The 23,526-nt window shown below is 72.9% G+C and carries 21 protein-coding genes; 9 read left to right on the top strand and 12 right to left on the bottom strand.

The features are described 5' to 3' along the window. Window positions 1-16 precede the first annotated feature (16 nt). The 5 genes from CHF16_RS31730 to CHF16_RS41645 all read right to left on the bottom strand — a co-directional run bounded on the left by CHF16_RS31730 (window position 17) and on the right by CHF16_RS41645 (window position 6,467). Window positions 17-2,080, bottom strand: coding sequence for a hypothetical protein (locus CHF16_RS31730; RefSeq protein ID WP_089329849.1), 2,064 nt, complete (start codon window positions 2,078-2,080; stop codon window positions 17-19). 29 nt (window positions 2,081-2,109) lie between these two features. Further along, complete coding sequence (gene serB / locus CHF16_RS31725) at window positions 2,110-3,330, bottom strand: phosphoserine phosphatase SerB (RefSeq protein ID WP_089329848.1); 1,221 nt, start codon at window positions 3,328-3,330, stop codon at window positions 2,110-2,112. 64 nt (window positions 3,331-3,394) lie between these two features. Continuing rightward, the gene (locus CHF16_RS31720) at window positions 3,395-4,432 is read right to left on the bottom strand and encodes an S-adenosylmethionine:tRNA ribosyltransferase-isomerase (protein ID WP_089329847.1); all 1,038 of its coding nucleotides are present in this window, start codon (window positions 4,430-4,432) and stop codon (window positions 3,395-3,397) included. Beyond that, window positions 4,429-5,802 carry an MFS transporter gene (locus CHF16_RS31715; RefSeq protein WP_089329846.1) on the bottom strand — a complete coding sequence of 458 codons (1,374 nt, stop codon included), beginning with the start codon at window positions 5,800-5,802 and terminating at the stop codon, window positions 4,429-4,431. The genes CHF16_RS31720 and CHF16_RS31715 overlap by 4 nt, the downstream gene beginning before the upstream one ends. Beyond that, a complete protein-coding gene (locus CHF16_RS41645; RefSeq protein WP_089329845.1) occupies window positions 5,799-6,467 on the bottom strand; it encodes an SDR family NAD(P)-dependent oxidoreductase in 669 nt (222 codons plus the stop codon). The genes CHF16_RS31715 and CHF16_RS41645 overlap by 4 nt, the downstream gene beginning before the upstream one ends. Window positions 6,468-6,691: 224 nt before the next feature. Between CHF16_RS41645 and CHF16_RS31705 the strand changes: the two genes are divergently transcribed. From CHF16_RS31705 to CHF16_RS31695, 3 genes are read left to right on the top strand one after another with little or no spacing between them, the layout of a single operon-like run. Continuing rightward, window positions 6,692-7,831, top strand: coding sequence for a GAF domain-containing sensor histidine kinase (locus tag CHF16_RS31705; protein ID WP_089329844.1), 1,140 nt, complete (start codon window positions 6,692-6,694; stop codon window positions 7,829-7,831). Beyond that, complete coding sequence (locus tag CHF16_RS31700; protein ID WP_089329843.1) at window positions 7,828-8,523, top strand: response regulator; 696 nt, start codon at window positions 7,828-7,830, stop codon at window positions 8,521-8,523. The genes CHF16_RS31705 and CHF16_RS31700 overlap by 4 nt, the downstream gene beginning before the upstream one ends. Window positions 8,524-8,559: 36 nt before the next feature. Further along, window positions 8,560-9,345, top strand: a complete 786-nt coding sequence (locus CHF16_RS31695) for a PP2C family protein-serine/threonine phosphatase (RefSeq protein WP_089329842.1) — start codon at window positions 8,560-8,562, stop codon at window positions 9,343-9,345. Window positions 9,346-9,599: 254 nt separating this feature from the next. Here CHF16_RS31695 and CHF16_RS31690 read toward each other — a convergent pair whose 3' ends face one another. Next, on the bottom strand, window positions 9,600-10,946 hold the full coding sequence (locus CHF16_RS31690; protein ID WP_245869598.1) for an OmpA family protein: 1,347 nt from the start codon (window positions 10,944-10,946) through the stop codon (window positions 9,600-9,602). Between the two features lie 707 nt (window positions 10,947-11,653). Between CHF16_RS31690 and CHF16_RS31685 the strand changes: the two genes are divergently transcribed. Continuing rightward, window positions 11,654-12,103, top strand: a complete 450-nt coding sequence (locus CHF16_RS31685) for a DUF2752 domain-containing protein (RefSeq protein WP_245869596.1) — start codon at window positions 11,654-11,656, stop codon at window positions 12,101-12,103. Between the two features lie 88 nt (window positions 12,104-12,191). Continuing rightward, window positions 12,192-12,887 (top strand): RDD family protein, encoded by a 696-nt coding sequence (locus CHF16_RS31680; RefSeq protein ID WP_218826938.1) that lies wholly within the window; start codon window positions 12,192-12,194, stop codon window positions 12,885-12,887. A gap of 172 nt (window positions 12,888-13,059) precedes the next feature. Here the strand turns inward: CHF16_RS31680 and CHF16_RS31675 are convergent, their stop codons facing one another. Next, the gene (locus CHF16_RS31675) at window positions 13,060-13,827 is read right to left on the bottom strand and encodes a hypothetical protein (protein ID WP_089329841.1); all 768 of its coding nucleotides are present in this window, start codon (window positions 13,825-13,827) and stop codon (window positions 13,060-13,062) included. Window positions 13,828-14,044: 217 nt separating this feature from the next. Between CHF16_RS31675 and CHF16_RS31670 the strand changes: the two genes are divergently transcribed. From CHF16_RS31670 to CHF16_RS31660, 3 genes are all read left to right on the top strand, one after another. Then, complete coding sequence (locus CHF16_RS31670) at window positions 14,045-14,833, top strand: ABC transporter ATP-binding protein (RefSeq protein ID WP_089329840.1); 789 nt, start codon at window positions 14,045-14,047, stop codon at window positions 14,831-14,833. A 106-nt stretch (window positions 14,834-14,939) separates the two neighbouring features. Next, on the top strand, window positions 14,940-15,713 hold the full coding sequence (locus tag CHF16_RS31665) for a sulfite exporter TauE/SafE family protein (RefSeq protein WP_089329839.1): 774 nt from the start codon (window positions 14,940-14,942) through the stop codon (window positions 15,711-15,713). Between the two features lie 89 nt (window positions 15,714-15,802). Continuing rightward, on the top strand, window positions 15,803-16,039 hold the full coding sequence (locus CHF16_RS31660; RefSeq protein ID WP_089329838.1) for a hypothetical protein: 237 nt from the start codon (window positions 15,803-15,805) through the stop codon (window positions 16,037-16,039). Between the two features lie 28 nt (window positions 16,040-16,067). Here the strand turns inward: CHF16_RS31660 and CHF16_RS31655 are convergent, their stop codons facing one another. Together CHF16_RS31655 and CHF16_RS31650 are read right to left on the bottom strand one after the other, a co-directional pair. Continuing rightward, on the bottom strand, window positions 16,068-16,982 hold the full coding sequence (locus CHF16_RS31655) for a Rieske (2Fe-2S) protein (RefSeq protein ID WP_089329837.1): 915 nt from the start codon (window positions 16,980-16,982) through the stop codon (window positions 16,068-16,070). A 104-nt stretch (window positions 16,983-17,086) separates the two neighbouring features. Next, window positions 17,087-19,321: a molybdopterin oxidoreductase family protein gene (locus CHF16_RS31650; protein WP_089329836.1), complete on the bottom strand. Its 2,235-nt coding sequence runs from the start codon at window positions 19,319-19,321 to the stop codon at window positions 17,087-17,089. Between the two features lie 363 nt (window positions 19,322-19,684). Between CHF16_RS31650 and CHF16_RS31645 the strand changes: the two genes are divergently transcribed. Further along, window positions 19,685-20,785, top strand: a complete 1,101-nt coding sequence (locus tag CHF16_RS31645) for a CapA family protein (RefSeq protein ID WP_089329835.1) — start codon at window positions 19,685-19,687, stop codon at window positions 20,783-20,785. An 85-nt stretch (window positions 20,786-20,870) separates the two neighbouring features. Here CHF16_RS31645 and CHF16_RS31640 read toward each other — a convergent pair whose 3' ends face one another. The 3 genes from CHF16_RS31640 to CHF16_RS39775 all read right to left on the bottom strand — a co-directional run bounded on the left by CHF16_RS31640 (window position 20,871) and on the right by CHF16_RS39775 (window position 23,296). Beyond that, on the bottom strand, window positions 20,871-21,887 hold the full coding sequence (locus CHF16_RS31640) for an AraC family transcriptional regulator (RefSeq protein ID WP_179271798.1): 1,017 nt from the start codon (window positions 21,885-21,887) through the stop codon (window positions 20,871-20,873). Then, entirely contained in the window at window positions 21,884-22,990 is a 1,107-nt protein-coding gene (locus CHF16_RS31635) for an LLM class flavin-dependent oxidoreductase (protein WP_089329833.1), read from the bottom strand. Before CHF16_RS31635 ends, CHF16_RS31640 begins: the two co-directional genes overlap by 4 nt. 90 nt (window positions 22,991-23,080) lie before the next feature. After that, window positions 23,081-23,296 carry a hypothetical protein gene (locus CHF16_RS39775; protein ID WP_143228191.1) on the bottom strand — a complete coding sequence of 72 codons (216 nt, stop codon included), beginning with the start codon at window positions 23,294-23,296 and terminating at the stop codon, window positions 23,081-23,083. Between the last annotated feature and the right edge of the window lie 230 nt (window positions 23,297-23,526).

Below are 23,526 nucleotides of genomic sequence, written 5' to 3'. Positions count from 1 at the left end.
ACCCGTACCCCGATGATCACCGGCTAAGGCCCGGATCGGCCGGGCGGTCGCGGCCGTCCCAGGCGGCGAGCACGTCCGCGAGGACGGCGAGCTGGTCCAGGTCCCCGGGGATGAGGGTGTCGAGGGAGGTCGGCGGGAGGGTGTTGCGGTCCATGCCCGCCTGCCGGCGCAGGCCCGGGACCAGCGGTTCGAGCGCGTCGCCCAGTTCGCGGGCGGCCTCGGCGAACCAGGGGCCCGCGCCGTGCTCCAGGAGCCGCTGGGCGGTGGCGTCGAGCAGTGGGCCGGTGTCGCCGGTGATCCGCTTGATCGCCAGGGCGGCCGGGTAGCGGAACATGGCGTCGCCGTCCGCCTTCATCGCCTCGGCGGCGCGTAGCGCGGTGGCGGTGTCGCCGGTGAGGTCCATGACGATCTCGGCCGCGGCCATCCGCCGCTCCCGGCCGGTGAAGTCCGAAGTGTCCGTGGTGGCGAGTTCCCGCAGGGCGGGCAGGAGGTCGTCCAGGGGGAGCCCGTGCGCTCGGCCGAGCTGTGCCGCCATGACCGTCTCGCCCGCGTCCGCGGCGTCCCGGACGAACCGGGTGACGTGCTCGCTTTCGCCGGTGATGGCGGTAAGCGCTTCGGCGCACGCCTCGCGGAACTCCCAGGGGCCCGGACCGGTCACGGCTTCGGTGAGGGCGGGCACGGCGGCGGAGGCGCCCGGCCCGATCGCCCGCAGCGCGGTGACGGCGGGGAGCCGTTCGTGGGGGACGAAGCCGGCCAGCTCGGGTGTCGCGGCGGCGGCGTCGGGGCCCCAGACGGTAAGGAGGGCGGGGATGGCGACGTCCGGCTCGTGGGGCATGAGCGTCTCCATCGCGGCGGACGCCAGATGCGGGCGCAGGACGTCCAGCAGCGCCGGGTCGGGCGGCAGCCCGCGCTTCGCGAGCAGGCCGACGGTCTCGCCGTCGAAGAATCCCGTGCCGAAGGCGGCGAGGACGGCGGGCCGCCAGTCCGGGTGGTCCGCCATGACCAGCAGGCGGAGCGCGGCGGCGAGGAGGCGCCCCTCGGGCGTGCGCAGGCCGTGCAGCCAGTGCCGCCGGTCGTCGAGCGCGGTCTCCGGCGGGTCCTTCACGTAGTCCGCGAGGGCGTCGACGGCGGCGGGGACGGGCTGCCGGACCTCCACGAGCAGTGCGGCCGCCGCCGCGCGCACCGCCGTGTCGGGGTGGGAGACGGCCTCGGCGAGCACGTCCCCGAAGCCCGTCCGGGCGGACCGCAAGAACAGGCAGCGCCACCGGATCCCGCTCACGACGTGCGAGGCGTTCTCGCCCGGCTCGTCCCGCAGGAAGGCGCTCGCCAGCTCGACGGCGTCCGCCAGGGGGGCGGCGGAGATGATCTCGCTGAGCGAGCTGTCCGACCACGGGCTGTCGCGCAACGGGTCGTACTTCGCCCAGCACTCCCGGACGGCCGTCACGGCGGCCGGGCCGAACGACTCGCCGTACACCGCAAGCGACCAGGCGGCGGCGGCCCGCGTGAGGACGGGACGCCCCGCCGCGAGCTCGTCCGGCAGCCAGGACGCCGCCTCCTTCGGATGGAGCGCCCCGGCGGCCAGCAGCAGTTCGGACGCGGCCTCGTCGTCGCCTTCGGCGTCCCGCATCTTCCGCAGCCGCGCGAACTCCACGCTGTCGGCGGGGAGGTGCCCCACGACGTAGGAGGCCATCCGCCGCACCCTGGCGTCGGGGTCGGAGTGCAGCTTCAGCAGCCGCCGCGCGCCCGCGCGCAGCGCGTCCCGGACCTCCTCCAGCAGCTCCGGCGCGGCGCCGGTGCTCTCGGCGATGACGGCGAGCCGCCACAGCAGCTCCGGACGACGCCGCGTCCGCCGGGAGGCGGCCAGCTCGATCAGGACGGGTACCGCCGCCGCGGTGGCGGGGTACAGCGTGCCCTGGTGGGTGAGGCGGCCGGCGAGCTTGCTCAGCGCCTTCTGCGCGGCGCCCTCGTCGCGCCCGATGCCGGTGCGCAGCAGCCTGGGCACGTCGTCTGCCGGACCGCAGGCGTCCTGGAGGGAGGCCCAGTCGGTCGCACCGGCTCCGCCCGTCCGCCGAAAGATCATGACCCGCGACCCTAGCGGGAGCGGGGGAGCTAGGAGGCGGCGTCGCGGTGATCCGCGGCGTCGGCCGCGTCGGCGGCCTCGACCTCGTCGCGGGAGATGCCGAGGAGGAAGACGATCGTGTCGAGGTAGGGGACGTTGACGGCGGTGTCGGCGGCCTCGCGGACGACCGGCTTGGCGTTGTAGGCGATGCCGAGCCCGGCGGCCTGGAGCATGTCGAGGTCGTTGGCGCCGTCGCCGATCGCGACGGTCTGGCTGATCGGGATGCCGGCCTCGCGGGCGAACCGCTCCAGCGCGGCGGCCTTGCCGGCGCGGTCGATGACGCGGCCGGTCACGCGCCCGGTGAGCTTGCCGTCGACGATCTCCAGCGTGTTCGCGGCGGAGTAGTCGATGCCGAGGTCGTCGACGAGGGCGTCGGTGACCTGGGTGAAGCCGCCGGAGACGATCGCGAACTTGTAGTCGAGGCGCTTCAGCGTGCGGACCATGGTGCGGGCGCCGGCGGCGAGCCGCAGCCTGCCGCGGACGTCGTCGATGGCGGCGGCGTCGAGCCCGGCGAGCAGCGCCACGCGCTCGCGCAGGGAGCCCTCGAAGTCGAGCTCGCCGCGCATCGCGGCCTCGGTGACCTTGGCGACCTCGTCGAGGCAGCCGGCGTGCTCGGCGAGCAGCTCGATGACCTCGCCCTGGATGAGGGTGGAGTCGACGTCCATGACGATCAGCCGCTTGGCGCGCCGGCTCAGCCCGCTCTGCTGGACGGCGACGTCGACCTGCTGCTCGGCGGCCTCGGCGGTCAGGGCGGCGCGCAGCGCGTCCGGGTCGGCGCCGGAGACGTCCATCTCGATGCAGGTGACGGGGTTCTGCGCGAGCCGCTCGATACGGTCGATGTTGGCGCCGTGCGCGGAGATCCGCCCGGAGATCCCGGCCATCGCGGCGGGCCGCAGCGGGGCGCCGAGGACGGTGACGTGCAGGCGCCCGGTGCGCTTCGGCATCCGCCGGTTGCGGCCCGTGGAGAGCTCGATCTCCATGTCGAGGTCGTTCGCGACGTGCTCGGCGGCGTTCCAGACGCGGCCGATGTCGGCGCCCTCGCTGTAGGCGAGCAGGACCCCGAGGACGAGCCGGCCGCGGATCACGACCTGCTCCACGTCGGCGACCGTGAGCGGGAACTCGGCGAGCGTCCGGAACAGTCGCGAGGTCACCCCGGGGCGGTCGCGTCCGGTGAGTGTGATGAGGAGCGTGCGCTGTGCTGAGCCGTCCATAGCTGCTCCCCACGTTACCGGCCGTGACGAGGGCGGCGCCCGGCAGGTCCGGCATGCGAGACGGCTACAAGATCAGGTTGAGGTCGCCGAACTCGTGCCACAGGTACCGCTCGGCCAGCGCCGCCGCGTAGGTGGCGGCCAGCAGGTCGCGGCCCGCGAGGGCGGTGAGCATCATCAGGTGGGACGACTCCGGCTCGTGCAGGCCGGTGAGGAGGCCGTCCACGGCCCGGACGCCGCCCTCCGGCGTCACGACGTGCTCCGTCCACCCCGAGGACGGGCGGACGCGTCCGGAGCCGTCCACGGCCGTCTCCAGGGCGCGGACGGCGGTCGTGCCGACCGCGATCACCCGCCGGCCCCGCGCGCGGACGTGCTCGACCAGCGCCGCGGTCGGCTCCGGGACGCGGTAGCGCTCGGCGTACGGCGGCTCGTGCGCCTCCGGCGACGCGACGCCGGTGTGCAGCGTGATCGGGGCGACCAGGACGCCCCGCGAGACCAGCTCCGTCACGAGTTCGGGCGTGAACGGGCGTCCCGCGCTCGGCATCTCCGCGCTGCCGGTCGACCGGTCGTGGGCGAACGCGGTCTGGTAGGCGGCGGTGGGCCAGTCGCCGCGGACGTACCCGTACCTGATGGGCGTCCCGTGACGGCGCAGGTAGGGGACGACGTCGGTGCTGAGCCGCGCCCGCCACAGCCGGGGGGTGTGCCGCTCGACGAGGGTGAGGGTGGCGCCGCCGGGCAGCGGGATCCACTCCCCGGGGCAGCCGCCCGCGTAGGGGAGGCTGCCCTTCCCGGCGAGGCGCCGCAGCTCGACGAGCCACAGCCGGTCGTCGTCGTCGGGCAGCGGGGTGGAGTCGCCGGGCAGCGGGGTGGAGAAGTGCACGCTGATCCGGTCGAGCCGGACGGCGGCGGGCAGCGTGGCCGAGGTGTTCACGACCAGCAGGTCGCCCGGATCGAGCAGCGCGGGCAGGTCGCGGAACGCGTGGTGGGAGACCGCGCCGGTGGCGCGCCGGGACACCAGGAGCCGGACGCCGTCGCGGGTCCGGCCGCGCGCCTCCGGCGGCTCGTGCGCCTCGAGGGCGGGCGGCAGGGTGAAGTCGACGGTCATTTCGGGACCTCCAGCCGGAGAGCGGCCACGACCCCGAGGAGGGCGATCGCGGCGAACAGCGCGCCGGCGACGGCCAGCCCGGTGCCGAGCCGGGCGGCGCCGAAGCCGGTGACGAGCGCGCCCGCGACGCCGACCACGAGGGAGGAGCCGAGGGTGTCGCTGATCTGGAGCGCGGACGAGTTGACGCCCTGCTCGGCCTCCGGGGACAGGTCGAGGAGCAGGACGGAGAGGCTGCCGATCGCGAAGCCCATCCCGGCGCCGCCGATGATCCACGCGGGGGCGGTGAGCCAGCCGGACAGCTGGAGCGCGACGGCGGCGAGGACGATCCCGGCGGTGACGAGCACGGCGCCGAGGAGGGCGTAGAACTCGCGGGGGCGCCGCGAGCGGCCCTGGATCTGCGACGCGGCCGACCAGCCGAGGGCGCCGACGGTGAGGACGACGCCCGCCCGCGTCGCGCTGAAGTGGTGCAGCTTCGTCAGCGCCAGCGGGATGAACACTTCGGTGCCGAAGAACGCGCCCGACAGCAGGCCCCGGACGAGGACGACGCTCGGCAGCCCGCGGCGCAGCCGCAGCGTCCCGGCGGGCAGCAGCCGGGGCAGGCCGAACGCCAGCGCGACGAGCCCCGCCGCGGCGGCGGGGAGCACGACCCAGCCCGCGCCGTCGAGACCGTAGAGGAGCACACCGGCGCCGCCCGCCACGGCCGCGGCGGCGACGTACCGCGCCTTGCCGGACTCCGGGCGGGCCCCCTTGCCGGCGTCCACCGGCTTGATGCCGCGGAGGACGGGCACCAGCAGCAGTGCCGGCGGAATCACCAGCGGGACCAGCCCGAGGAACACCCACCGCCAGCCGGCGTGCTCGGCCACCGCGCCGCCGACCGCCGGGCCGATCAGCGACGGCAGCACCCACGCCGCCGAGAGCGCGGCGAAGACCCGCGACCGCAGGGCCTCCGGGTACACGCGGGCGATCACGATGTAGATCGCGACGAGCGCGACGCCGGTACCGAGGCCCTGTACCGCGCGGCCCGCGACGAAGACGCCCATGTCCGGCGCCGCCCCCGCGACCACGAGCCCGGCCACGAACGTCGCGAGGCCGATCATGAGCGGCCTGGAGGGCCCGGACCGGTCCACCCAGCCACCGGCCAGCACCGTGGACAGCAGGGTGCTGATCAGCGTCGCGCTGAAGCCCCACGCGTACAGCGCCAGGCCGTCCAGCCCGGACGCGACCACCGGCATGACCGTGCCGACGGCCATGCTCTCGAACGCCAGCAGCGTGACGACCAGCACGATCCCGAACGTCGCACCACGAAAACCAGCAGAAAGGACGCCCCGCCCCGAATCGACCACGTGATCATGGTCCAGGGTCGCGGTCACCGCGCCCTCACCAGGTGGGCGGCCTGGTACCGCCCGCTCGGGAGCCGGTCGGTTATCAGCCGATGCAGCGCGGCGGCGGCCTCGGCGGGCGGCGGCGCGGCGTCCGCGTCCTCGCCGGCGGCGCGCAGCATGTCGGTGTTCATCTCGCCGGGGTCCGCCCACCACACGGCCACGTCGGGCTCCTCGGCCGCCAGGACGTTCGACAGCTGCTCCAGCGCCGCCTTGGACGTCCCGTAGCCGCCCCACGTCTCGTAGCCCTCCACGGCCGCGTCGGACGTGATGTTGAGGATCGCCCCGCGCCGTCCCCGCAGGCTCGGCAGGACCTCCTGGATCAGCGCGAGCGGCGCCAGCACGTTGGTCGCGAGCGTGGCCGCGAGGTCGGCGACCGGGAGCGCGTCCAGCCGGGGCATCGGTGTCGGCCCGAGCGTGCTCGCGTTGTTGACGAGCAGGTCGAGCCCGCCGGACACGGCCTCGGCGAGGGCGGCCCGGTGCGCGGGGTCGGTGACGTCCCCGGCGATGGCGGTCGCGCCGGTCTCCGCCGCTGCGGCGGCCAGCGCGGCGGGGTCGCGGCCGTCGATGACGAGCGTCCACCCGTCCCGGGCCAGCGCGGCCGCGAGCGCCCGCCCGAGGCCCCGGGAGCCTCCTGTGATCAGTGCCGTCTTCATGGCTTCGACGCTAGGAATCCGGGGCGTCCCAGGGCATCGGTCGCCGGTTCCCGGGCGCCTCGGCTGATGGTCGTAGGACCCCGGTCCGGAAGAGAGCGCGGGGATACTCGTCCAGGCTGATTCGGGAAGACCCGCCCAGAGAGTACGGTCTTCACCAGTGAGCACCGCGGGGCGCTCACCCGGGGCGCCCACGAGGGGCGGCCCGGGGAGGACGAAAGGCCGGGATGCAGACCGACGACGGGTGCCACGGCGGCCAGGGCGCGACCCTGCACGCCGTCAGCTCCGCCGTGCTCGCGGTCACCCGGCACCTGTCCGTGCACGAGGTGCTCCAGGTGATCGTGCGGGCGGCGGCCCAGTTGCTGGACGCCCGCTACGCGGCGCTGGGCGTGCCCGATGACGAGGGGTCGTTCGCCGAGTTCGTCGTCGAGGGCGTGTCGGAGGAGGACTGGGAGCGGATCGGCCCGCTCCCCCGCCAGCACGGCATGCTCGCCGCGATGCTCAAGAGCGACGCGCCGAAGCGGCTCGGCGACATCCGCCGGGAGCCGGAGTTCGAGGGCTGGCCGGTCGCGCACCCCGTCCTGAAGGACTTCCTGGGCGTCCCGATACGCGATGGCGAGGACGTCCTCGGCATCATCTTCCTGGCCAACAAGCGCACCCCGGGCGGCTTCACCGAAGGCGACGAGGAACTGCTCACCCTGTTCGCCGCGCACGCCGCGATCGCGATGGCGAACGCCCGCCTCTACGAGCACAACCGCGAGCTGACCGTCGTGGCCGAGCGCAACCGGCTCGCCCGCGAGCTGCACGACGCCGTCGCGCAGAAGCTGTTCTCGCTGCGGCTGACCGCGCGCACGGCGTCCGCGCTGGCCGAGCGCGACCCGGAGCGGACCGTCCGGGAGCTGGCGCAGGTCGAGCGGCTCGCCGCCGAGGCCCTCGCCGAGCTCCGCGCCGTGATCTTCGAGCTGCGGCCCGCCGACCTCGCGGACGGCCTGGTCGCGTCGCTGCGCAAGCACGTCGAGGTCCTCGACCGCGCGCACGAGACCGACGTGCGCTTCCACGCCGACGAGGCCGTCGTCCTGCCGGAGGAGCACGAGGCCGTCGCGTTCCGCATCACGCAGGAGGCGCTCTACAACGCGCTGCGACACGCCCGCGCGCGCACTGTGGAAGTACGGCTCGCCACAGCGGACGGGCAGGCCGTGCTAGAGGTCGCCGACGACGGCGCCGGGTTCGACGCGTCCGACACCGAACCGCAGGGCGGGTTGGGCCTCGCCTCCATGCGCGCCAGGGCGCACTCCATCGGCGGTGAGCTCACCATCGACGCCGTGCCGGGCAAGGGCACGACGGTCCGGTTGGAGGTGGCGCTGTGACGGCGGGTCCGGGCGTCATCAAGGTGCTCATCGCCGACGACCATCCGGTCGTCCGGCAGGGGCTGCGCACGTTCCTCGGCATCCAGGACGACATCGAGGTCGTGGGCGAGGCCGAGGATGGCGCGTCGGCCGTGACACTGGCCGAATCGCTGGAGCCCGATATCGTGCTCCTGGACCTCAAGATGCCGGGCGCCGACGGTCTGGCCGCGCTGACGGAGCTGCGGGCTCGTGGGGTGAAGGCACGGGTCCTGGTCCTCACCAGCGTCACGGAGCGCGGCCACGTGCTGCCGGCCGTGCAGGCGGGTGCGGCCGGGTATCTGTACAAGGACGTCGACCCGCAGGCGCTCGTCCAGGCGATCCGGGCGGTCAACGACGGGCACGTCCTGTTCGCGCCGGACGCGGCCGAGGCGATGCTGCGCGACGGGACGGCGCAGCGGGACGACGACCGCGGCATGGCCGCGCTGACCGAACGGGAACGGGAGGTGCTCGTGCACATCGCGCGAGGCAGGTCCAACCGGGAGATCGCGCGCGCGCTCGTGGTGTCCGAGAAGACGGTCAAGACGCACGTCAGTAATCTGCTCATGAAACTGGGAGTCCAGGATCGGACGCAGGCGGCGCTGTACGCGGTCCGGCACGGTGTCGGATCGTCCGGCTCCGCCGGGGAAACCGGGGAATCCACTGTCCGCTACTGATACAACTCCTCTGACAGGATCGTCATCGAAATTGGTATGAACGTAGCAATCAGGTACGCAGCAGGCAGCGACATCGGGTGCAACCGCGAGAACAATGAGGACTCGGGGTACGCCGGTGCGTGGTTGATCGCGGTCGCGGACGGCATGGGCGGGTATGCGGGCGGCGAGGTCGCGAGCTCGACCGTCATCGGCTCACTGCGCTCGCTGGACACCGCTGCCCCCAAGGACGATCTTGTTGACATGCTGGGCCGCGCGGTGGCCGAGGCCAACGAGAAGCTCCGCATCGTCCGCGAGGAACGTCCCGACCTCAGCCGGATGGGCACCACGCTCACCGCGATGCTCTGGTCCGGGGAGTCCGTGGCGCTGGCGCACGTCGGCGACTCGCGCGGCTATCTGCTCCGCGACGGCGAGCTGTTCCAGATGACCCAGGACCACACGATGGACGAGCTGCTCAAGGCGGAGGCGGAGCAGGCCGGCCAGCAGGCCGACCCCGCCGAGACCTCGCGGCTGTCCCACGTGCTGTACCGGGTGCTGGACGGCCGGGAGGACCGCGAGCCCGACCTGCGCCTGCGCGAGGCCCGGCTCGGCGACCGCTATCTGCTGTGCTCGGACGGCCTGAGCGGCCCGGTCGACGCGCAGGCGATCTACGAGGTCGTCTCGGCGGAGGCCGATCCGCAGCGCGCCGTCGACCGGCTGATCGAGCTGGCCCGCGAGAACGGCGGCCCCGACAACATCACCGCGGTCATCGCCGACGTCGTCGAGGCCGAGCACCTGCCCGCCGGCGCCGGCCCCATGGTCGTCGGCGCCGCCGCGCAGAGCTGACACCTCGCGGCCTCGCCGTACGCGGGCGCCGCGGCCCCGGCCGGGCCGGTGCCCTCCGTGCGTTTTCGCGCGCCCTCTGTTCTCCCCCGTGCGCCCTCTGTTCCCCCCACGCCTCCCTTGCGCCGTCCGTGCGCCCTCCGCCCCGCGCACCCTCTCCGCACGCGTGCCGGCGGACCGGCCGTCCACCCACGTGCCGTCCGGCCGGTGGCCGCGACCTGGCCGCCGCAGCCGCCGTGCCACTCCCGCTACCGCATTTATGTGATGGGCACGTTCTTGATGACGGTCTTGCGGTCGTCGTAGGGGATCTCCACGTCCACGGTCGTCGTGGACGAGGCGGGCTTGAACAGGTTGGCGTAGGTGCCGCTCTCGCCGGGGTTGATTTCGCGCTTCTCGTGGAACGCGAACGAGGTGCAGAGGCATACGCCTTGGTCGTCCCGCAGGGTGCGGTAGTCGAGCTTCGCCGATCTGTCGAGGAGCGAGACGCCGCCGGCGGTCCTGCCGTCGTACTGGAGCAGGCCGGCGTCGAATACTCCGGCCACGTCGACCATTTCGGCGCCGTTGTTCGTGACCGTCCACACGAGCGACACCAGGCCGCTGGAATCGCGGTGAAGGCCGTTGATGGTGACGGTCAGCTCCTGGTCGTCGGGCAGTCGCCCCCGCGCCACGGCGGGCAGCTTGCCGCCCGGCGACCACGTCACCGGCGGTCCGCCCGCGGGGCCGCCGGACGGGGCCGCCCGGCGCTGCACGGGCCGGGCGAAGGTGACGGCCACCCGCCGGTTGCGCTGCCGTCCCTCATCGGTGTCGTTGCTCTCCACCGGGTCCGCCGAACCGTGGCCGGCCGACCGGTAGGTCAGGCCCGTCCTGGTCACCAGGCTCTTCAGCCCGGCCTCGACCGCCCGCGCCCGCCGTTCCGACAGCGGCTGGTTGATCGCGTCGTCGCCCGTGTCGTCGGTGTAGCCGTCGATCTTGACGGTGGTCCCCGGCGACCGGTCGATCTGCCGGGCCAGATCCTGAAGGAGCGCCTGGGCCCGCGGGCTGAGATCCGCCTTGTTCACGGCGAACAGGACGTCCGCGGACAGCCGGACGCGCTTGTCGCCGGCGATCTCGTCCTCGGAGAGCTCGACGCCGTCGGCCTTGCTGACGATCGGCCGGATGATCGGCCGTCCGAGCGACAGCCTGCCGATGTCGGGCTTCTGGCCGGGCACCGGGGCGACATCGCCCTTGCCGATGGGCAGGTCCACCATGGGGGCCGTGTGCGGCACCTGGACGGTGACCTTGGAGAGCTCCGCCGGCAGTGCGGGGAAGACGGCGTAGACCTCCAGCGACTGCCCGGCCGCGAGGTCGCCGAGCTCGCTGCACAGGCACTCCCCGTCGGCGGTGCGCAGCGGGTAGTACGCCCTGTCGGCCGCCGCGTCCAGCAGCGCCAGGCCGTGCGCGAAGAAGCCGCTGCCGGTCGGGTTCTTCTCATCGGACAGGGCCTGGCGCATGTCGACCGTCTGCCGGCCCTGGTTGACCACCCGGAAGCGGCTGGTGATCCTGTCTCCGGCGATCCGGTTCAAAACCTGCGCCTGGACGAGTACCGGCCCGCTCTCGTGCGTCATTAACTGCGACTGCAGGACCGGAAAATCCGCCGCCTTACCGGACGGATTTGCGGACGTCTTGGAACCGGTTTTCGGACCGCCTTTCGTGCCACTGCATCCCAGCATGGTCAGCGCCGCCACCGACAGGACGACCATTGCGCGGCCCGCCCTGCCGCCCCGTGTGCGCATACGCCGGTACGCGCAAAGCTGATCACTCTCAAAGAAATTCATGGGCCAACTCCCTCTCGCCATGGAAGACAATGGCGAACGTAGCAAAGGCGACCTCGTTATGGCGGCGCCCCGAAATCGGGACGCGGCTGCACGCGCCTTGCCGGTGGGGGTTGCGGCAGGCTCTTGGTCGCGTACGCGGGGCGCGGCGCAGCAGCAGCCGTGTCAGGCGCCCGCCATCGCCCAGCCGGGTCACCGGCGCGGCGAGGAGGCAGGCCAGTCGCCGCGCCGACGGTGCCGGGGCCGCGATGTCCGGCGACCGGCGCGCCTCGAGCGACCTGGACGAGGCCGCCGCACGCCGTGCAGCCGACGATTCATGGCACTCTTAGCGAGAAAGAGTGCCCACGTACCTGCCTATTTGTCTTACTCTTACCCTCGGGGTGGAGTCGTCGTGCACTCCGTAACGGTCCTGTCGCGGATCGTTGCCCGCACTTGACCTGCCTCCGGGTGCACCCGATATACGGGTCACTCACCTGTATGTCATCGAGGCGGAGGATTCGTTGGGGGGAGCGCCCGGGGCGGCGGCCACCGGTGCACCGGACGGTGTGCTCGGCGGGCTCGTCAGCCGGACCCTCACCGCGGCGCGGCACGGTCCCATGGGGACGGCGCTGCGCGTCGCGGCGATGGCCGTCGCGGCCATCGGCGCGTCATGGATCCACCGCGTCAACGACCCCGGCGTGCTCTGTCCCCTACGGGCGCTCACCGGAATCCCGTGTCCCATGTGCGGGGGCACGACCGTGTTCATCGAGTTCGGCGCGGGCCGTCCGGGCCAGGCCGTCCTCGCGAACCCGGTCGCCCTGACCGGCGCGATCGCCGTCGCCGCCGCACCGCTGGGCCTGGGACGACGGTGGTGGGCACTCCAGCCGAAGACCCGTGCCTGGATGCTCGGCACCGCCCTCGTGGGGTCGGAGCTGTGGCAGCTCGTCCGGTTGGACATCCTGCGGGTTTGAGCCGAAGTCGATACTCGGTCAGACTTGCGGAGCCCACCGGGTCCGGCGGGCGTCACATAACCACAGGGTCAATCAAAAAGGAGCAAGTGTGGGTAACCCCTACGACCCGTACGGTCAGCAGCCGGGCTACGGGCAGCAACAGCCCGGGTACGGCCAGCAGCCCCCGGCCCAGCCCGGTTACGGCCAGCAGCCCCCGGCGCAGCCCGGGTACGGCCAGCCGCCGGCGCAGCCGGGCTACGGTCAGCCGCCGGCGCAGCCCGGTTACGGCCAGCAGCCTCCCGCCCAGCCCGGCTACGGCGCCCCCGGGGCGCCCGCACAGCCCGGCTACCAGGAGGTCCACCACCACCACTACGGCTCGACCGGCCAGCTGGCCGAGTGGGGCTCGCGTGCCGGTGGCTACATCATCGACTACCTGATCTTCGCGGGTCCGGTCTTCGTGCTCTACCTGCTCAGCATGCTGCTCACCAGCTCCGGCAGCGGCGGCGCCGCGGTGCTCGGCCTGCTGTTCATGCTGGTCGGCTTCGCGCTGTCCATCGCGGGCGGCCTGTGGATCTGCTACCAGGAGGGCACCACCGGGCAGTCCATCGGCAAGCGCCAGATGGGCATCCGCCTGGTGAGCGCGCAGACGGGCCAGCCCATCGGCTTCGGCATGGCGTTCGTCCGCAAGATCGCGCACGTCGCCGACAGCTTCCTGTGCTACCTCGGCTTCCTCTGGCCGCTGTGGGACGACCGCAAGCAGACCTTCGCCGACAAGATCTGCAACACGATCGTGGTCCGCGCCTGACGCACGCCACTGAGACGGGGTGTCCCCACCGGGGACGCCCCGTTTTGCATGCACGCCCCCGGGAGCAGCGGGGTCTAGCGCTCCGTTCCCGGTGCCGGGTCTGTTTCCTTTGTGGGGGGCGACCCCCACAACCCCCGGCAAGGGCCGGTTCGACCCGGTACCGGGAACTCCGCTAGCGCTCCGTTCCCGGTACCGGGTCGAACGCCGAATTGCACGCCGCCACGAGGGCGCGGCGGACGGCGGCGTCGAGGAGGCGGAGGGCCTCGCCGCGGCGGGCCATCTGGTCGGCGATGAGGCCGCGGTCGTCGAGCCGGCGGGCGAGGTCCACGACGAGGGAGAGCCGCCCGGCGAGCGCGGCGACGCGGTGCGCGCGCTGCGGGTAGCCGGGGGCGAGCGGGTGGTCGCCGCGGTCGGGGTCGCGCAGGTCGCCGAGCGCGTCGGCGATCTCGGGCGGGACGCCGGCGAAGTCGTCCACCGTCAGCAGCGCCTCGGTGGCGTCCCGCATCGCGAGCGTGAGGCTCCGGTCGGCCTCGGCGAGGGACGGGACGTCCGGCAGCGCCGCCGACGCCTCGTGGGGCGTCCAGCGGACGCCGACGTAGGACGAGCCGCGCCGGTCCTCGGCGGGGACGAGCCCCATCGCCCGCCCGTCGAGGACGGCGACGACGGCGGCGCCCGCCTCGATCGCCGCGGCGTTGAACGCGGGCGGGCCGGTCAGCCCGAGCGGGTCGCCGGGCTCGGGCAGCGCGAGCCGCAGCGCCGACAGCCCGCCGACGCGCAGGTCGCCGAGGCCGCGGCGCAGCGTCACCTCGGCGGGCTCGCCGCCGAGGATCTGCGGGCCGGCGTTCTTCTCGACCGCGTCGACCGCCTCGTCCAGCCCGACGTTCCCCGTCAGCCAGGCGTTGCCCCAGGCGACCAGCGCGGTGGCGACGGCCCCGCTCATGCGTTCGGGCTCATTCCCAGACAGTTCCCAATGGGCATGCGATCCACGATAAGCGCTCGGATCGCCGGTTCCACCGGACGTAAGGGACCTATCGCGGCGGAGGAGCACGGTGGGACCGCCGTTTCCGCCGGGGATCCGGCGGCCCACGGCCCTCCGGGATCGCATAGGTTCTTTCCTGAGGGATCACGGGCTACCGGATGGGAGACGACGGCGCGCGATGGCCGGCGAGGTGCTTCAGCTCCGCGGAGTCGGGGTCAGGCGCGGCGGGGCGTCCCTGCTGCGCGATGTCAACTGGACGGTGAACGAGGGCGACCGGTGGGTCGTCCTGGGCCCGAACGGGGCCGGCAAGACGACGCTGCTCCAGGTGGCCGCCGCGTTGCTGCATCCCACCGAGGGCGGCGTCGAGATCCTGGAGGAGGAGCTCGGCCGCACCGACGTGTTCGAGCTGCGCCCCCGGATCGGGATCGCCAGCTCGTCCGTCGCCGAGAAGGTCCCGCCCGGTGAGACGGTCATCGACCTGGTGCTCACCGCCTCCTACGCGATCATCGGCCGGTGGCGCGAGGAGTACGACACGACCGACGTGGGCCGCGCCGTCGCACTGCTGGAGGCGCTCGGCTGCGCCGACCTGGTCCGGCGGACGTTCAGCACGCTGTCGGAGGGCGAGCGCAAGCGCGTGCAGATCGCCCGCGCCCTCATGCCCGACCCCGAGCTCCTTCTGCTGGACGAGCCCGCCGCGGGCCTCGACCTTGGCGGCCGGGAGGACCTCGTCGCCCGGCTCGCCGCGCTGGCCGGCGACCCGGCCGCCCCCACGATGGCGATGGTCACCCACCACGTGGAGGAGGTCCCGGAGGGCTTCACGCACGCGCTGCTGCTGCGCTCCGGCGGCGTCGTCGCGCAGGGCAAGGTGGACGAGGTGTTCACCCCGGAGCACCTCTCGGAGACGTTCGGGCTGCCGCTGGCGATCGACCGCCAGAACGGCCGCTGGTACGCCCGCTCGCTCCGCTGAATTCGGGCGGAACGCACCCGAACCACCCCCCGATCGGTGGTGCCGGGTACCGGTGTCCCTACGATGTGCGCACCGCCGTGAACCGCAGCGCTGAGATGGGACGCACGTGAACCTGCTGGACGCGGCCGCGATCTTCGCGGCCGGGGTGGCCGCCGGAAGCATCAACACGGTCGTCGGGTCCGGCTCCCTGATCACCTTCCCCACGCTGCTCGCGCTCGGCTACCCGCCCGTGGTGGCGAACGTGTCGAACAACATCGGGCTCGTCCCCGGCGGGGTGACCGGCGCGTACGGGTACCGCGAGGAGCTGAAGGGGCAGCGGGGGCGGCTGGTGCGGCTGGCCAGCGCGTCCTTCATCGGCGCGGTGATCGGCGGCCTGCTGCTGCTCGGCCTGCCCGCCGAGGCGTTCAACGTCATCGTCATCGCGCTGATCCTCATCGCGCTGGTGCTGGTCGTGGTGCAGCCGCGGCTCCAGGGCTGGATGGTGCGCCGCCGCGAGGGCGAGCACCGCCCGCACGGCGGCCCGGTGCTGTGGGCGGGCGTGCTGCTCGCGGGCATGTACGGCGGCTACTTCGGCGCCGCGCAGGGCATCATCCTCATCGCGCTGCTCGGCATCATGCTGGACGACGACCTGCAGCGCATCAACGCGGGCAAGAACGTCCTGTCGGCCGTCGTGAACGGCACCGCGGCGATCCTGTTCACCCTCATGTGGCTGTTCGCCGACACCGAGGTGAGCTGGCTCGCGGTGCTGCTGATCGCGGCGGGCTCGACCTGCGGCGGCGTGATCGGCGCGCGGATCGGCCGGCGCATCCCGCCGCTGGTGCTGCGCGGCGTGATCGTGGCCGTCGGGGTGGCCGCGGTCGTGAACCTGCTGCTGGGCTGACCAGCGTTTTCGAGCCCCGGCGCGGGATTCGCTGCCCGGTATTTCGGGTATATGTCGAATATACGTTCGACTACCGGAGGTTCGCGCGGATGAAGGGCGACAGGGTCGAGATCGTGGTCGACGCCGGGGGCGACGGAACGCGGACGTACGAGGTCACGGCCAGCCGTGCCGGCCGCCGCGTGGAGATCGCGACCAGGCGCGGCGTCGTGGAGGTCACCGAGGTCACCCGTACCGGTACCCCCGTCCGGACGGCGCGCTTCATGTCGAGCCGGGTGCTGGCCCTGGTGGAGCACCCCGTCACCACGGAGCGCGGCGAGACGGGCTAGCCCGGCCGCGGGGGCTCGGGCGTGCGGGTCAGGTGGGGCGTACCTGGAGCATGCCCTCTTCGGTGACGCGGGTCTCGAAGGCGGGCTGGCGGGCGGTGGCGGGGCCGTGCACGACCGAGCCGTCCGCGACGCGGAACGTGCTGCCGTGCCAGGGGCAGACGACGCAGACGTCGGCCTCGTCGTCGGTGATGACGCGGCCCTGGTGGAGCGGCCCGGCGAGGTGGCTGCAGCGGTCGGCGAGGACGTGGACGTCCTCGCCGGTCCGCAGCACGAACAGCCGGATGTAGCCGAGCCTGCGGGTGACGGGCCAGCCGTCCGGCAGCTCCTCGGCGGCGCACACGTCGTGCCAGCCGAGCGGGACGAGGTGGGCGACCTGGTCGGCGTGGCTGGCGCCGGCGGCCTGCCGGAACGCCAGGTGCCCGCCGAGGTAGGCGCCCGCGACCAGCGTGGACAGACCGGCGAAGCCGAGCGCCCGGCCGGCGCCGTCCCGGCCCTGGTAGCGGGCGAGGAGCGACGCCGAGTACAGCATGCTCGTCGTGGCCATCCCGGCGGCGTGGACGAGCCCGACGCGCTGCTGCTCGCGGTGCAGCGAGCCCCAGTCGGCGATGCCGGTGAGCACGGTCGGGATCGCTCCGGCGAGGCCCGCGGCCACGAGGGCCTGCGCGGCACGCCGCGTCCCCGGCATGAGGTCGAGGACGGCGGCGGAGACCCACAGGCCGACGGGCACGTCGGTGAGCGGAGGGTGGGCGGGCTGGCCGAGGGGGACGCCGTGCAGGGCGTCCTTGGCCGGGCCGGGCCGCAGCGTGCGGCGCACGGCCCTGGACAGGACGCGGATGGTACGGTCCAAGCCGGTCGCCTGCTCCAGCGCCTCGGTGGCGTCCGCGAAGCCCGGTGCCGCCTGTGGCCGGGACCCGCGCCGGAATATGTTCACCCGTCGGTGCATGTCCCTCCTCCGCGGCTATGAGACGCCTGGTGCGACATTAGTCTTTCGCGTTCTCCTGCGGCCAGTCATACCTACCTGCGGCCGGGAGGGGCTAAACAACGGGGTCAGAGCACCGGTGCGGGGGTGACCGCCTCCAGAGTGACGGGGACGCCGTTGAAGACCGCGTTGCCCGACAGCGGGTCGATCTCCTGCTCGTCGGTGACGGCGTTGACGTTGACGCCCGCGTGCTTCTGCGCGACGGCGGTACGTGTCCCGGGGCGGTCGTGACCCCATCCGTGGGGCAGGCTGACGACGCCGGGCATGACGGTGTCGGTCGGTTCGGCCACGGCCTCCACGGTGCCCGTGCGCGACGTGACGCGGACGGTGCCGCCCGCGGTGACGCCGATACGGTCGGCGTCGGCGGGGTTGAGCTGGAGCGTGCAGGTGTTGGAGCCGCGCACCAGTTCGGGGACGTTGTGCAGCCAGCTGTTGTTGGAGCGCAGGTGGCGGCGGCCGATCAGCACGAAGCCCTCGCTCTGCGGGGTGTTCAGCGCCGCGTGCAGCCGGTCGACGTCGGCGGCGAACGTGGACGGGCACAGCTCGACCCGTCCGGACGTCGTGCAGAGCACCTCGTCCAGGCGCGGCTTGAGGGCGCCCAGGTCGATGCCGTGCGGGTGCTCGGTGCGCAGCCTTGTGAGCGTGAGGCCGGACGGGTCGGCGCCGAAGCCGTCGCCGTAGGGGCCGAGGCGCAGCATCATGTCGAGCCGCTGCTCGGTGGGCGTGCCGCTGTCGAGCATCTTGCGCAGCTCGTCCGGCTCGCGGCCGTGCACCGGGGAGCCCGGCAGCGCCGTGGCCTTCGCCAGCGTCGAAGTGATGATCATCTCGTCGAGGGCGGCGGGGTCGCCGTCGGTCCCGGCGGCGACCATGGCGAGGCGGGCGAGCAGCTCGGCCTCGCTCGGGCGTCCCTCCGGCAGCGGCACGACGGGCGGCGAGTAGCGCGCGTAGTCGCGGACGGCGAGCCCGGTCAGCGCGATGTCGTAGTGCGGCGTCTGCGCCGGGCGCGGCGGCGGCAGCACCACGTGCGCGTGCCGGGTCGTCTCGTTCAGGTACGGGTCGACGCTCACCATGAACTCCAGCCCGGCGAGCGCGCCGTCCAGCCGGGCGGCGTTCGGGGCCGACAGCGCCGGGTTCCCGCCGATCGTGATCAGCGCCCTGATCCGCCCCTCGCCGGGGGTCTCCAGCTCGTCGGCGAGCGTGGCGACCGGCAGCTCCCCGTTGACCTCGGGCAGCGAGCGGACGCGGCTGCGCCACCGCCCGGTCGTGAACGGCTTCTTCTTGCGCCGGTACACGGGCATGTGGGCGGGACGCGGGAACATCGCGCCGCCCTCCCGGTCGAGGTTGCCGGTGAGGACGTTCAGGGCGTCCACGAGCCAGCTGTTGAGCGTCCCGTACGCCTGCGTGCAGGTCCCGATGCGCCCGTAGACGGCGGCGCGTCCGGCTCCGGCCAGTTCGCGGGCCGTCCGCCGGATGGCCTCCGCCGGGATGCCGGTGGCGTCCGCGACCCGCTCCGGCGCGAAGTCCCGGGCGAGGGCGCGCAGGTCGTCCAGGCCGTTGACGCGTCCGGCCAGGTGCTCGGGGGACGCGACGAGGTCCTCGGCGAACAGGGTGTGGACGAGTGCCATGAGGAAGAACGCGTCCGTCCCCGGGCGGATGAACAGGTGCTCGTCGGCGAGCGCGGCCGTCCGTGTGCGGCGCGGGTCGACGACGGTGACCTTGCCCCCGCGCGCCTGGATCGCCTTGAGCCGCCCGGGGAAGTCGGGGGCCGAGGCCAGGCTGCCGTTCGACTCGAGCGGGTTCGCGCCCAGCATGAGGAGGTGGTCGGTGCGGTCGAGGTCCGGGACGGGGATCGCCAGGGGGTCGCCGAACATGTGGCCGCAGGAGACGTGCTTGGGCATCTGGTCGGCGGTGCTGGCCGTGAACAGGTTCCGGGTGCCGAGCGCCTTCACGATGGCGGCGACGTACAGCGGTCCGGCGATCGAGTGCGCGGTCGGGTTGCCGATGTAGACGGCGACGGCGTCGCGCCCGTGCCGCTCGATGACGCCCGCGAGACCCCGGCGGACGGCCTCGAACGCCTCGTCCCATCCGGTCGTTTCGCCGTTGACGAGGGGCTCCGCCAGGCGGTCGGGGTCTCCGTCCAGGCTGCCGAGGGTCGCGCCCTTGGGGCAGATGAAGCCCTTGCTGAACGGGTCCTGGGCGTCGCCGCGTACGCGGGTCACCGCTCCCGTGTCGTCCAGGGTCAGTTCCAGCCCGCACAGGGCTTCGCAAAGAGGACAGGTGCGGAACGCTGTGCGGTCGCCCATCGAGGCACTCCTTGTCAAACGGGACCGTTGTCCCATGATGACCGGTGAGTCCTTAACGCGCCATGGCCGACCCCGGGCATCGCCCTGACGCGGGAGGTCAGGCGGGCGGTGCTCGAAGGAAGGCGCGCAAAGGAAGCGGCCGGGCGGGGGAGGCCACCCGGCCGCTTCATGGGTGAGAGGCGGCTCGAGGCCGTGCCGTCCCTCTGGTGATGGACCGTGGACCGCGTCGCGGTCGGCTCAATCTAACGCCATAGATACGACCGGTTCAAGATAATGAATCGTTCGCCTTTGGCTGCCCGGTCCCCCGCTCATGGCATGCTTGGCCGACCCAGCAGGTCGACTGGGCCGGACGGAGGCGAGGCGATGAGCAGGCGGGGGAAGGCGGCGGTGGTCGCGGTCCTGGTCGGGGCCGCCGTGACGGCCGCGGCGTGCGGCGGCTCGGGCGGCTCCGAGGCGGAGGGCGACGCGCCGCCGCCCGCGACGTCCGGTACCGGAGGGGGCGGGAGCACCAAGCCCGCGGCGCCGGCGAAGGAGCCGATCGTCATCGCGTTCGGCGGCGACACCCACTTCGAGGGGCAGCTCCGCGGCCGGCTGGGCAACCCGTCCACGGCGCTCGGCCCGGTGGCCAGGCAGCTGCGCGCCGCCGACTTCACCATGCTCAACCTCGAAACCGCCATCACGACCGGTGGTACGCCCGCGCCCGGCAAGCAGTTCACCTTCCGGGCCCCGGCGACCGCGTTCAAGGCGCTGAAGGCCGCCGGGGTGGACGTCGTCTCCATGGCGAACAACCACGGCATGGACTACATGGAGGGCGGCCTGCGCGACTCCCTGGCCGCCATCAAGCGGACGGGCTTCCCGGTCGTCGGCATCGGCAAGGACGCGGACGACGCCTTCAAGCCGTACCGCGTCACGGTGAAGGGCAACAAGCTCGCCGTCGTCGGCGCCACGCAGGTGCTGGACGACAACCTGATCCAGGCGTGGACGGCCACCGACACCAAGGGTGGTCTCGCCTCGGCCAAGAACGTCCCGCGGATGGTGCAGGCGGTGAAGGAGGCGCGCAAGGGCGCGGACGTCGTCATCGTCCACCTGCACTGGGGCGCCGAGCTTCAGCCGTGCCCGCTGCCGCGCCAGAAGGAACTCGCCCGGCAGCTCGTTGAGGCCGGTGCCGACATCATCGTGGGCGGCCATGCGCACATCCCGCTGGGCGGCGGCTACATGGACAACGCCTACGTCCACTACGGCATGGGCAATTTCGTGTTCTACTCCGCCAACGGCCAGACGGCGAAGTCCGGTGTGCTGTTCCTGAAGGTGCAGGACGGCAAGGTCACCAAGGACAAGTGGAGCCCTGCCCAGATCAGCGGCGGCCTTCCCATCCCCATGAAGGGCGCCGCCGCCCGGACGGAGCTCAAGCGGTGGAACGGCCTGCGCGGCTGCACGGGCCTGTCGGCGAGCCCGACGTCCTGAACGGCCCCGCGCGGTCTGAACGGCCCCGCGCGGTGCTGAGCTGGTCTGTGCGGCGCTGAGGCGGTCTGTGCGGCTGGGGAGCGGCTCAGCCGATGCGCTTGAGCGTGTGCGTCGGCGTCTCGCCGAAGCGCTGCTTGTAATGGGCGGCGAACCGGCTCATATGGAAGTAGCCGGCGGCCCTGGCGACGTCCGCGACCGTGCCGGGCCCGCGCTGCGCCACGCTGAGCGCCGCGCGCGCGTGGTCGAGCCTGACCCCGCGCAGGAGCTGGGTGGGGGTGAGACCCCACTGGTCCTGGCAGATCGCCTGGAGCTGGCGGACGCTGATGCCCACGGCGGCCGCGATGTCGGTGACGCCGATGGGGCGGTGGTGGTGGTGCTCCACCCACTCGCGGATGGTGCCGGCGAGATGGTGCGGGGACCGCGCGGGCGGCTCGGCGAGGCATTCGGTGGCCGTGTGCGGCAGGCCCAGCAGGATGGCGGTGAGCAGCGACTCCTCCAGCGTGCGCGCGGCCATCGGGTGCAGCCCGCCCCGGCCCGTCGCATGGTCGAGGACGTCGCACACGTGCCGCCAGGTGCGCTCCACGATCGAGGCCGGCGCGATCGCGGGCCTGCCGACCCGGTGGAAGCGCAGCGGCGCGGTGTAGGGACGCCCGAGGTGGGAGGCGAGGTGGTCGGCGAGCCGTCCCGTGCTCGTGGCGATGACGAGGCAGCCCAGCGTCGGATGCGGCGTCATGCGCATCGCCTCGTCATGGGACAGCACCAGGCTGCCGCCGGCGACGTCGTTGTGGTGCGAGGACCGGTACTCGACGCCCATCGGTGCCATGGGCGCGCACAAGGCGAAGTGGCCTTCCGTCGGTGGTGTGTCGACGATGACCCCGCTGCCCCCGTAGCGCACCCAGACCAGGTTGACCGCACCTAAGGCGAGGGCGTTGACGGCACCGTCCAGGCGGGCGTCCGGTGCGCGGGCCTGGAGGTCGTGGCCCACGGCGAACGGTTCGACCGAGTCGTGCAGAACGTCGATGTCCGAGCTGCTGACGCGCTGGTAGGCGGACAGTGGCGGCGAGGTGGGCGAGGTATCGGGCGAGGTATCGGTAAGAGTCATGTGCATGTGGAGGGAGCCGGTTCGGGACGGTCGATGGGCAGGACACCTCGCGTCCTCAACCGAGGCATGACCTCGGCGGCGAAGTAGCCCAGTTCATCAGCGTAATTGAGGAGCGACAGAGCGATACCGTCAAAGCCCGCACGCGCGAACTCCGCGAGGCCGTCCGCCACGTCGTCGGGGTCGCCGACCAGCGGGCAGCTGCCGTGGCCGGCGGCGAACCTGTCCCGGTAGATCTGGAGCATCTCCGGCGTGAACGACTGCGCGTGCAGGCCCTGCAGCCGCATCACCTCATCGACGGCGGGCCAGTCGGCCTGCTCGTCGGCGTAGTAGCGCAGGAAGTCCTCCGCCTCGCTCCTGGTCGGCCGGCACACGACGTGCCCGAGCGTGAAGACGCCGACCTTCCGGCCGTAGGACGCGGCCTCCGCGCGGATGGCCCGCACGATCTCGGCGCCGTCCTCCGGCCCGGCGACGACGGTGAACGCGCGGTCGGCGTTGCGCGCGGCGAACGAGCGCCCCTGCCTGGACGACCCCGCGTTGATGACCGGCAGGCTGTGCCCGTTGAACGGCTTGGGACGCCCCACGACGTGCTGGAGCTTGAAGAACCGCCCGTCGTGGTCGAACGGCTCGTCGGTCGACCAGATGCGCTTGACGACGTCCCACCACTCCTGGGCGAGCGCGTACCGCGTGTCGTGGTCGTCCGGCAGCGTGAGGCCGAACATCTCGTACTCGGGGGCGTGCCAGCCCGCGACGATGTTCAGCCCGACCCGGCCCTGGCTGAGGTGGTCGGCGGTCGCGAGCTGCTTCGCGGCGACCACCGGGTGGTGGAACGCGGTGTGGACGGTGCTGAACACGCGGAGCCGCGTGGTGCGGGCGAGGAGCCCGGACGCCCACACGAGCGGGTCGAGGGCGCTCTTGTGGAAGTCGGTGTCGGGGCCCCAGTCGGTCCAGCGGGCGACGGGGAGCAGGAAGTCGATACCGCTCTCATCCGCGATCCGGGCGAGCCGCAGATTGTTCTCCCAGGTCGCGTGCCACCTTTCCGGTGCCTTCGTGATCGCCAGTCCCGATTCGGTGTTGGGGGAGAACAAGCCGAGCTGGAATCCCATGGCGACCTCTTTCGTCCGGCGTCGTCCGGCATGGCCCGCCCAGTATCGGAAGCCGCGCGGCGATGGGCAATGGCCCGCCGCGCCGGACGTTCATACCGGGATGGTGCCGAGCGCGAGCCGGTCGAAAGGGCCGGGCTCATTCGCCCGCCCGCGGGCGCCCGTGGCGTACACGACGAGGCGCGCCGGCCGTTTGCGGCGCTCGCGTGCGCGCAGCGCCAATTGCTGGACGACTTCGGCGAGATGGGTGCCGCAGGAATCGCGCCCGGTGTCCGCCGTGTTTCCGCGTGCGGCCGCCTCCAATCGCACGTGGAAACACGACGGACGGCCACAGTGCGGCATCGAGCAGGATTCTTCGCCTTGGCGGGGGTCGCTGTGCATCACGAGGCACTTCCGATGTCGCTGGCTCGGGCGGGCGGAGATGCGGCAGCGTCCATCATGGACCAATGCCGTTAAATTAAGCTGCTGGGCAGATCAATCGGATCGTGGCCGGCGAGTCGTGGGTGATGTTCTCGTCCGTCTCACGTTTAACTCGGTAT

Source organism: Actinomadura meyerae, assembly GCF_900188445.1.
GTDB classification, from domain to species: Bacteria; Actinomycetota; Actinomycetes; order Streptosporangiales; family Streptosporangiaceae; genus Spirillospora; species Spirillospora meyerae.
The sequence above is the reverse complement of the archived record's forward strand: the minus strand, read 5'-3'. Positions and strand labels throughout refer to the sequence as shown.

Excerpts from the sequence above, each read along its gene's own strand:
- CHF16_RS31730 (WP_089329849.1), bottom strand. The coding sequence starts at position 2,080 with ATGATCTTTCGGCGGACGGGCGGAGCCGGTGCGACCGACTGGGCCTCC.
- serB (WP_089329848.1), bottom strand. The coding sequence starts at position 3,330 with ATGGACGGCTCAGCACAGCGCACGCTCCTCATCACACTCACCGGACGC.
- CHF16_RS31720 (WP_089329847.1), bottom strand. The coding sequence starts at position 4,432 with ATGACCGTCGACTTCACCCTGCCGCCCGCCCTCGAGGCGCACGAGCCG.
- CHF16_RS41645 (WP_089329845.1), bottom strand. The coding sequence starts at position 6,467 with ATGAAGACGGCACTGATCACAGGAGGCTCCCGGGGCCTCGGGCGGGCG.
- CHF16_RS31705 (WP_089329844.1), top strand. The coding sequence starts at position 6,692 with ATGCAGACCGACGACGGGTGCCACGGCGGCCAGGGCGCGACCCTGCAC.
- CHF16_RS31695 (WP_089329842.1), top strand. The coding sequence starts at position 8,560 with ATGAACGTAGCAATCAGGTACGCAGCAGGCAGCGACATCGGGTGCAAC.
- CHF16_RS31690 (WP_245869598.1), bottom strand. The coding sequence starts at position 10,946 with ATGACGCACGAGAGCGGGCCGGTACTCGTCCAGGCGCAGGTTTTGAAC.
- CHF16_RS31675 (WP_089329841.1), bottom strand. The coding sequence starts at position 13,827 with ATGAGCGGGGCCGTCGCCACCGCGCTGGTCGCCTGGGGCAACGCCTGG.
- CHF16_RS31670 (WP_089329840.1), top strand. The coding sequence starts at position 14,045 with ATGGCCGGCGAGGTGCTTCAGCTCCGCGGAGTCGGGGTCAGGCGCGGC.
- CHF16_RS31660 (WP_089329838.1), top strand. The coding sequence starts at position 15,803 with ATGAAGGGCGACAGGGTCGAGATCGTGGTCGACGCCGGGGGCGACGGA.
- CHF16_RS31655 (WP_089329837.1), bottom strand. The coding sequence starts at position 16,982 with ATGCACCGACGGGTGAACATATTCCGGCGCGGGTCCCGGCCACAGGCG.
- CHF16_RS31650 (WP_089329836.1), bottom strand. The coding sequence starts at position 19,321 with ATGGGCGACCGCACAGCGTTCCGCACCTGTCCTCTTTGCGAAGCCCTG.
- CHF16_RS31645 (WP_089329835.1), top strand. The coding sequence starts at position 19,685 with ATGAGCAGGCGGGGGAAGGCGGCGGTGGTCGCGGTCCTGGTCGGGGCC.
- CHF16_RS31640 (WP_179271798.1), bottom strand. The coding sequence starts at position 21,887 with ATGACTCTTACCGATACCTCGCCCGATACCTCGCCCACCTCGCCGCCA.
- CHF16_RS31635 (WP_089329833.1), bottom strand. The coding sequence starts at position 22,990 with ATGGGATTCCAGCTCGGCTTGTTCTCCCCCAACACCGAATCGGGACTG.